This is a genomic window from Massilia mucilaginosa (genome assembly GCF_011682145.1).
In the GTDB taxonomy this organism is placed as follows: Bacteria; Pseudomonadota; Gammaproteobacteria; order Burkholderiales; family Burkholderiaceae_D; genus Telluria_A; species Telluria_A mucilaginosa.
Genome location: NZ_WHJH01000073.1, coordinates 18,792 through 28,006 on the forward strand (window position 1 = coordinate 18,792; position 9,215 = coordinate 28,006).

The following is a 9,215-nucleotide window of genomic DNA, read 5'->3' on the forward strand; positions in this document are numbered from 1 at the left end:
AGGTGAACCGAATGAGCTCCCAGAATCCCTTCCCGCGCTTGCTGAAGCGTCTTTGCCTGCCCTTGCTGCTGGCCTTGGGCGACGCCGCCGCCGCGCCGGGCTCGCCCCAGGTCGTGGCCGGGCAAGCCACCTTTGTCCAGCAGGGTAACGTCTTTTCGATCACCAACACGCCGAACACCATCATCAACTGGCCGAGCTTTTCGGTGGCGGCGGGCGACATCACCCGCTTCATCCAGCAGGATGCGCGCAGCGCGGTCCTGAACCGCATCACCGGGCAAGATCCGAGCCGCATCCTGGGCGCGCTGCAATCGAACGGACAGGTATTCCTGATCAATCCGAACGGGATCCTGTTCGGGCGCGACGCGCGCATCGATGTCCACGGCCTCACCGCGTCGACCCTGAATCTGACGAATGCCGACTTCCTGTCCGGCAAGCGCAATTTCAACGGTCCGGCCACCTCCGCCGCCATCGTCAACCAGGGTGCGATCGCCACGCCGTCCGGCGGCACCGTGTTCCTGATTGCGGCGAACGTGGAAAACAGCGGCATCATCACCTCGCCCCAGGGCTCGGTGGTGCTGGCGGCCGGGCATAGCGTGCAATTGGTCGATTCGGGCAATCCCGACCTGCATGTGGTGGTTTCAAGCCCGGCCGACGCCGCGCTGAACCTGGGCCGTGTGATTGCCCAAGGCGGCAAGATCGGCATTTACGGCGCCCTCGTCAGGCAGCGCGGGCTGGTCAGCGCCAACAGTGCCCAGGTCGGCGCCAATGGCAAGATCGTGTTCAAGGCCAGCGCCGATGCCTTGCTCGAAGGCGGTAGCGTGAGCAGTGCCACCGGCGCCGGGGAGGGCGGCGCGATCAGCGTGCAGGGCGATCGGGTCGGCCTCACTGGCGACGCCCGCATCGACGCCAGCGGTGCGCTCGCCGGCGGCACGGTGCTGGTCGGCGGCGGCTACCAAGGAAAGAATCCGCTGGTGCGCAATGCGCGCCAGACCGTGATGGGCAAGGCGGCCTTGATCCGGGCCGATAGCGGTGGTGGCGCGGGCGGCACCGTGGTGCTGTGGTCGGATGGCGCCACGCGCGCCTACGGCAGGATCTCGGCAGCCGGCGGCCAGGGCGCCATGGTGGAAACCTCCGGCCATTATCTGGATGTGAACGGCTTGCGGGTCGACGCCGGCCAGCGCGGCACCTGGCTGCTCGACCCTTACGATGTGACCATCGGCGCCAACGGCAGCACCGACCTGCTGGACACGGTCGACCAGTTCACCGATACGCCGGCCGATACCATGACCTTCATCGACTCGTCAAAGCTGGACGGTGCGGGGAATGCCGCCAACATCGTCATCCAGGCGCGCCACGACGTGCTGGTCGATGGCGCGCTCACGCGTGCGGGCGCCACCACGGGCAGCTTGTCGATCGAAGCCGGGAACAACATCACTGTCAACGCCCCGGTCGCGACCTCGGGCGGGGCGCTGTCGCTGAACGCGAATGTGGCGCCGTACGCAAGCGGCAGCGGCAGTGTGCTGGTCAACGCGGCGCTCAGTACCGGCGGCGGCAGCCTGACCCTCGGCGGCAAGGATGTGAAAATCGGCACCGGCAACAGCGCCATCGTCAGCAGCGGCAGCGGATATATGGCGCTCAGTGCGACCGACCTGTTCCAGCTCGCGCCGAATGGCGCCTTGCAGGGCGGTGGCGATATCGCCATCGTGGCCGACCGTGTCGATATGCCAGGCGGCATGATTGGACCGGTTTCCGGCGGCCCGCGCCCGAACGTCAGCATTGCGCCGACCACCAGCAACCGCGACATCGTGATCGCCAGCGGCACGCCCTCGAGCGCGCTGCTGCAATTGTCGCCGTTCCACCTGAACCCGATCCGCTCGCAGGAACTGACCATCGGCGGCTCCGGGCACAGCGGAAAAATCCTGGTCGCCTCGGCGCTGGGCGGCCAAGGCACCCCGGCCGAAACGACCGTGCTGCGCTTGCGCACCGGCGGCAATATCGAGGTCAATGCGCCGATCACCTTAAAGCCGGACAATGGCGGCAAGCTGGCGCTGGAGCGCTTCGGCGCTATCGGGCTGATCAATACGGGTTCCACCGGCAGCCTGAGCGCCGACACGGTGCTGCTGCTTTCGGACAATATCAACATCGGCGCCACCATCACCGGCACCGGCAGCAGCGGCGGCGAGGTGGTCCTCAGTCCCGGCAATCCGCAGACCCTGGTTCATATCGGTAACAACGCGCTCGACGCGACCGGGCGCCTGGGATTGAATACCAGCGAGTTGAACCGGATCTACGCCAACCGCCTCACCATTGGCGGCGAACTGGCGCAGACCGGCGCGGTGGACGTCAACGGCGCACTCGACCTGACCAGCAATCTGACCCCCGCCAGCACACTGACCATCGACGCCGGCAACGGCATGCTCAACCTGCTCGATCCCCTGACCACGCCGGGCGCCTTGCGCCTGCTCGGCTGGAGCGTCGGCAACAGCAGCGTGGCGCCGGCCAAGGCCGCCGCCATCAAGCTGCGCACGCGCCAGCAGGCCGGTTCGGCGTCGACCCCGTTCACCACCCAGACCGCCTACTTGACGGCAATTAACGAAACCGAGAGCGGCAGCGGGCCGATCAACATCAGCAACAGCGGCACGCTCGACCTGGGCAGCGTGGTCCAGAGCGGCGCCGCGAACACGGGGGCAATCACGGTCGCCAACCAGGGCGGCATGACGCTGCTGCAGTACGAGCCGGGATCGAGCAGCCCGGTGTCCGTGAGCAGCCTGGGTGGCGTAGTCAAGCTGTCGACCCAGAGCCCGCTGACCATCAATGGCAGCGTGGCCTCGCATGGCGGCGCGATCGGCTTGCAAGCTGGTAACGGTGGCGTACTGACGATTGGCCCCAGCGGCAGCCTCGCATCCGGCGCCGGCAATATTGCCTTGGTGGCAGGGTCGATCGTCAACAATGGCAGCGTTGCAGCGACTACCGGAAATATTTTGGTGATCGCCGCCTCGCTCAGCGGCAGCGGAACGATTGCCAGTGCCGGCGGCACGGTGACCGGGGTACCGGCCACCGTGCCGACCATCGACGCCTGCATCGCTACGCCCACCCTGGCAGGCTGCGCGAGCGTCCTCGCCGACGCGGTGAGCGCCTGCAGCGCCAATCCGGCACTGAGCTATTGCGCTTCGGTGCTGCCGAGCCTGAGCGCTTGCACGGCCAATCCCGGCTTGCCGGGCTGCGCTGTGGTACTGCCGAGCCTCAGCCAATGCGTCGCGGCGCCATCGACGCCCGGTTGCGCGGCCGTGTTGCCGACGCTGGCGTCCTGCACCGCCGCGCCCACCACGGCGGGATGCAGCGCCGTGTTGCCAAGCCTGGCGCAGTGCACCGGCATCCCGGCGACCGCCGGCTGCAGTGCTGTCCTGCCGACCCTTGCACAGTGCGCGAGTGCGCCTGGCACGCCAGGTTGCAGTGTTGTGTTGCCTAGCCTGGCACAGTGCACCAGCATCCCGACGACTCCCGGTTGCAGCGCTGTCCTGCCGACCCTCGCGCAGTGCGCAAGTGCACCGGGCACACCCGGTTGCAGCGTGGTCCTGCCGACCCTGGCCCAGTGCATCGCCAACCCTGTTCAGGCGGGCTGCGCGGCAGTGTTGCCGAGCCTGGTGTCGTGCGTTGCCGCGCCGTCCACCAGCGGATGCACTGTCGTGCTGCCGACCCTGAGCGCCTGCGTGACGACGCCGTCGCGCGCCGGTTGCGCGGCGGTCTTGCCGAGCCTGGCCGTCTGCGTGAGCAATCCGGGCCAGGCGGGTTGCGCCGTCGTGCTGCCTTCGCTGGCCGCTTGCAGCGCCAGCCCGGGCTTGCCGGGTTGCGCAGTGGTGCTGCCGAGCATGGCCCAATGCGTGGCGGCGCCCACCCGGGCCGGCTGCGCGGTGGTGCTGCCGACCCTGGCGCAGTGCATTTCCTCGACCAGCCTGCCCGGTTGCGGCGTGGTCTTGCCGAGCGTTGCCGGCTGCCTGTCCAATCCGGCGACCCCAGGCTGCGCGGCGGTGCTGCCGTCGCTGAGCCAGTGCCTGGCAAATCCGGGCGCCAACGGCTGCGCGGTGGTACTGCCATCGCTTGCGCAATGCGCGGCCAACGCCGCCGTGCCGGGCTGCAGCGTGGTACTTCCGAGCCTGAACCAGTGCGTCGGCAATGCGAGCCTGCCCGGCTGCGGCGCAGTCTTGCCGAGCTTGCAGAACTGCGTGGCAAATCCGGCCGCACCGGGCTGCTCGGTGGTGTTGCCGACCCTTGCGCAGTGCACAGCCGCGCCAGGCTTGGCCGGTTGCGGTGCGGTCCTGCCGGTCCTGGCGCAGTGTGTTGCCACGCCATCGGCGGCGGGCTGCGCGGTGGTGCTGCCAGGCTTGGGCCAGTGTGTGGCGACGCCGGCGCTCGCCGGATGCGCAGTCGTCTTGCCGACCGTGAGCGAGTGCGTGGCCAGCCCGACTCTGCAAGGCTGCTCCGTGGTGCTGCCGCCAGTCACTGCCTGCGCGGCTGATCCGAGCGCACCCGGCTGCGCCGTGGTGGCGCCGCCGCAGCAGGCGAGCGATGCGGTGCTCAAGGAGGTCATCGTCAACACGGTCAATGCCGTCGACAGCGTCACCCCGGCCAGCGAGGAAAAGGCGGGCATCAAGGACGACGGCGCCACTACCGTCGTGACAAGTACTGTTAAAGGAGACGCGAGTGAACTGCGCAAAAAGACGTATTGCAATTAAGGCGCTCGCGGCTGTCCTGCTGGCCGGTTCAAGCGCGATGGCGTGGGCGGCTCAGGTGGTCGGCACCATCGTCAACCTGAGCGGGCCGCTGATGGTCCGGAAGGCCGACGGCGGCGTGAGGGTGTTGGGCCTCAAGTCGGAAGTGGAGCAGGGCGATACGCTTGTGTCTGAAAAGAACACCTACGCCCGGATCCGCTTCATCGACAACAGCGAAATCACCTTGCGCCCGAGCACAACGTTCAAGATCGAGGCCTTCGCCTATGAAAGCGGCAAGCCGGAAGCCGACAGCGCCAGTTTCAGCCTGCTCCAGGGCGGACTGCGCTCGCTGACCGGGCTGCTGGGCAAGCGCAACAAGGAGAAGTTCGAGCTCAAGACGCCAATTGCCACGATCGGCGTTCGCGGCACGACCTTCGTTGCGCAGTTTGTGCCACCGTCGCGCGCGGCGCCGCCGACGCAAGCGAGCGCGAGCGCACTGGCGCCCGGCTTGCATGTGTTCGTCGTTGACGGAACGATCATGTTGAGCAATTCCGGAGGCAGCATGAATTTTTCGTCAGGGCAGTTCGGTTTTACGTCGAGCAGGCAGCAGCCGCCGGTGCTGGTGCCGAACAATCCGACGCTCAGGTTCACCCCGCCGGTCGCATTCAGCTTGTCGCCAGGATCGCAAACGGTCACCGCTACGGCCAAGCCGCCGACGGTCGACTGCGAGGTGCGCTAGGGAGGTTTTCCTTTAGGTTATTGATTTGACGACCACACGTCAAATCGGCCTGCGAACGGCCTCAATGCGTTTGGCGCCCGATCCGGTTCGTCGTTCCGCGTGGAAGCGGCCCCTTGCGATTGGGGGCGGTCGTGTTCAATCCAGTGCCTTCCCTGGCAAGACACTGGATTCCTCGGGAGGCAGCACTGCGCGTACCATCGCGGCCCAGCTGGCTTGCCAGCAGCATGCATGGCCGTAGCCCTGAACCACCGTCAGCGCCGGCGTTGCTCCGGCAGGAAAGCGTGCCGCGAACGAGGCCAGCACCGCCGGCGGAACCACGTCATCATCGGCGCCGACCCAGTGGTGTTGCGGCACCGGTGCCAGTTGCGCGGCATGGTCGGCCGGGTTGAACGACCCTGCCAGCGGCGCCAGCCCCTGCAGGCGCGTCCACTGCGCGGTATCGAGGTTGGCGGCGACCGTCAGTAGCAGCGTCACGTCGGCACGGCGCGCGGCCAGCAACGCAGCGACGGAGCCGCCTCCGGAAAAGCCCACCAGCACCAGGCGCCGCGCGCCGGACTGCCGCATCAGCTGGTCGAGCGCAGCGTCCATGCTGTCGATGACCTCGGGGCCGTAGCGCGCACTTGTCCACAGAGCGCTGCGGCAGGCGGCGGGCAGGGCGCCGGGCTGGAACTGGCATGGCCGCGCCAGGTACACCGCTGCGCCATGCGGATGACGCAGCGCCAGCTGCAGCGCCACCGGATGCACGGGCGTGGGATCGGGCGACACCGTGCCCGCGTTCAGCCACGCCAGGCCATCGCCTTCGATGTACACCGTCAGAGTCGGAGCGCTGAGTGCCGTGTTCGGCGCATACACGGTCAGCGGGAGGAGGCCGCCTTGCACCGTCTTGCGCTGCCATCCCATTGCCTCGGCCAATGCATCAGCCTGTTGAAGGCGCTGGAGCGGACTGGTGATTGCGCAAGCGGCTTGCAGCAACAGCGCGACGGCTGCCACGATGCTCGCCGTTACCCGGTTTTTAGTACTCATATTTTGTGCTATTCAATGAGATTGATTGGACGTGAATTTGGAGGTTGATTAAAGCGCATTATGTGTGTATTTGCGGATACTTCAGCGTGGATTTTTAATGCAGAACGCGATTGTTTTCAACTATTGATTCTGTTGTTTGTGCGGGCTTTCATTTTCGATTAAGACGAAACAATATTTACACGAGAATTCTGCTTGGCTATATTAAAAAGGATATGGACCGGCGCCGTTTGCCCTGTACGAGCATATGCCTGTCTCTTCCCCGCGGTTGCCGGCGATCGACGTGTCGGGCTTCTGCTTGGCCAACGGATTTCGGGAGATTGAACTGTATGGCGCATTCCAACTTTCAAAGGAAACAGATGGCGCTGCTGGTGGCGGGCGCCTGCCTGATCATGACCCAGGCTTCGGCAAACGGCAATAGTTGTCCTGCGGCTAGCGGGGGCGTGATCACCGTCGACAACGCGACTGTCACCAGCACCTGCACGGTCGGCAGCGGCGACAGCGTCGTGGTAACGGCCACCGGCACAATCACTGTCCCCGTGGCCAACACGCCCAACAACGGCATCTTGGTCAATGCGGGCGTGACCGCCGCGTCGATCACCAATGCGGGCACGGTCAACCCCGGGGCGGTCGCCATCAATATCGAAGGTTCACTTACCGGCGGCATTGCCAATACCGGGACCCTGGCCGCGACCGATGCAGTCGGCGCCGGTGCGCGCAATGGCATCCGGCTCAACGGAGCAACCATCGGCGGCGCCATCAGCAACGGCGCGCAAGGCATCATCACCGGCGGCGAAAGCGGGGGCGCGATCAGTATCGTCAACAGTTCGGTGGCAGGCGGTATCACCAACGCGGCCGGTGGCGACATCAACAGCGCGGCCGGCAAGGCCGCGCTGGAAACCACGGGCGGCACATTCGGAAGCATCACCAACAACGGCCATCTTGGCATGATCAGCGGACAAAGCGGCCGCGCCGTCGCCATGACGGGCTCCGCTGTGAGTGGGGATATTGTCAATGCCGGCAATATGGACGCCGCGCAGTACGAAGTCGTGCGCTTGAATAACGTGAACTTGTCGGGGAAATTCAGCAATAGCGGCACCATCGGCGGCAACCTGTCGACCCATGGCGTCGTGATCGAATCCAATTCCAGTATCGGCCTGATCGAAAATACAGCGCAAGGCACCATCACCGGTGGCTACGATGCCTTCCAGGTAAGCAGTTCCACGGTCGTCGCCGGCATCACGAACGCCGGTAACCTGTCCAGTTTGCACGCGATTACCGTGTCGGATTCCACGATCGGCGCGGGCGGCATCGTCAACGATACCGGTGGCCAAACTCACGGCAGCCGTGGCTTCAATGTGAGTAACTCGCAGATTACAGGCGACCTGATTAATCGGGGATTGATCGATGGCGGCGAAGGCGGCATTCTGTTGACCAGCACCAGTACCCTGACCGGCAAGATTGTCAATTCCGGCACCATCACGGCCAGCGACAGCGCGATTTATCTGGACAACTCCGCCGCTTCCGGCGAGATCGACAATTCCGGGCAACTGAGCAGCCAGGGCAGCGACGCGGTCGCACTGCGCAACGGCAGCACAGCGGCTTCGATCACGAATGGGGTTGCCGGTACCATTGCGGCCCCGGGCGGCAGTGCTATTTTTCTCGATGGCATGAATAGCGTCGTCGCCAACGGCATTGTCAATGCCGGCAGCTTGACCGGCGCGAACGGGATCAGGTTGAACAATAGCGCCCAGATCGCGGCGGGAGGCATTGTCAACCAGCCGGCGGCGACCATCGTGAGCACGGGTGCGGGCATCACCGTCGCCAACGCGACAATGCAGGGCGGCATCCTGAACGGTGGCAGTATTACCGGGACCAATAGCGGCATCGCGGTGTCGGGCAGCAGCGTCATCGGCGGCGGAATCCAGAACAACGGAACGATCGGCGGGGTCAGTTCCCTCGACCTCGCCAATACAGCAAGTCCGTTTACCGTGACGAACACTGCGGCGCTGAACGGGGCGGTGGCGCTCGGAATCAATACCTTGACCATTTTAGGCAGCACGGCCACGGTGGCCGGCGACGTCACCGGCGGCGCTGGCAGCATAGTCAACTTCGGCACCGGCGCGATCACGCCAGCGGCGATGACGGCGGGCGGCAATTTTGCCGGCCTGGCGCAGTTGAATATCAGCCAGGGCAGTATTCTGCGCTCACGCAGCGGGCTGACCATCGGTAGCACCACGATGACGAACGACGGCATCCTGTCTGTGGCCACGGGCCACACGGTCAATCTGACTGGCGATTACATCCAGGGCGCCAGCGGTATCTTTCGCACAGGGCTGAGCAGCGCGTCGACTTATGGCAGGCTGATAGCGACCGGGAATGTGGACATGTCGGCCAGTAGCAAGGTTGACGTTGACGTGAGCGGCGCTCCGGTTCTCAGCAATGGCACGGTAATTCCTGCGGTCATCAAAGCCGGTGATACTTTGCTCACGGCGAACACCATTCCGGTCACCGATAACAGTTTTCTGTTCGATTTGACGGGTGTCAAAAACGGCCAGCAGATCGATCTGCTGATCGTTGTGGCACCGACACCGACACCGACACCGACACCGACACCGACGCCGACACCAACGCCGACGCCGACGCCGACGCCGACGCCGACGCCGACGCCGACGCCGACGCCGACGCCGACGCCGACGCCGACGCCGCCGGCGCCGGCGGGGGGGGGGCGGGGGGGGGCGGGGGGG

4 protein-coding genes are annotated in these 9,215 nt (G+C 65.7%); 3 read left to right on the forward strand and 1 reads right to left on the reverse strand.

Going from position 1 to position 9,215, the window contains the following annotated elements; all coding sequences use genetic code 11:
* The first annotated feature begins 11 nt into the window (after positions 1 to 11).
* Together F2P45_RS31265 and F2P45_RS31270 are read left to right on the forward strand one after the other, a co-directional pair.
* Positions 12 to 4,733, forward strand: a complete 4,722-nt coding sequence (locus tag F2P45_RS31265; RefSeq protein WP_166882124.1) for a two-partner secretion domain-containing protein — start codon at positions 12 to 14, stop codon at positions 4,731 to 4,733.
* The gene (locus F2P45_RS31270) at positions 4,702 to 5,448 is read left to right on the forward strand and encodes a FecR family protein (RefSeq protein ID WP_370663338.1); all 747 of its coding nucleotides are present in this window, start codon (positions 4,702 to 4,704) and stop codon (positions 5,446 to 5,448) included. The genes F2P45_RS31265 and F2P45_RS31270 overlap by 32 nt, the downstream gene beginning before the upstream one ends.
* Positions 5,449 to 5,583: 135 nt before the next feature.
* Here the strand turns inward: F2P45_RS31270 and F2P45_RS31275 are convergent, their stop codons facing one another.
* The gene (locus F2P45_RS31275) at positions 5,584 to 6,471 is read right to left on the reverse strand and encodes an alpha/beta fold hydrolase (protein WP_187367251.1); all 888 of its coding nucleotides are present in this window, start codon (positions 6,469 to 6,471) and stop codon (positions 5,584 to 5,586) included.
* A 356-nt stretch (positions 6,472 to 6,827) separates the two neighbouring features.
* Here F2P45_RS31275 and F2P45_RS35505 point away from each other — a divergent pair.
* Positions 6,828 to 9,215 (forward strand): beta strand repeat-containing protein (locus F2P45_RS35505; RefSeq protein WP_370663339.1); only part of this gene is annotated, 2,388 nt, incomplete at its 3' end.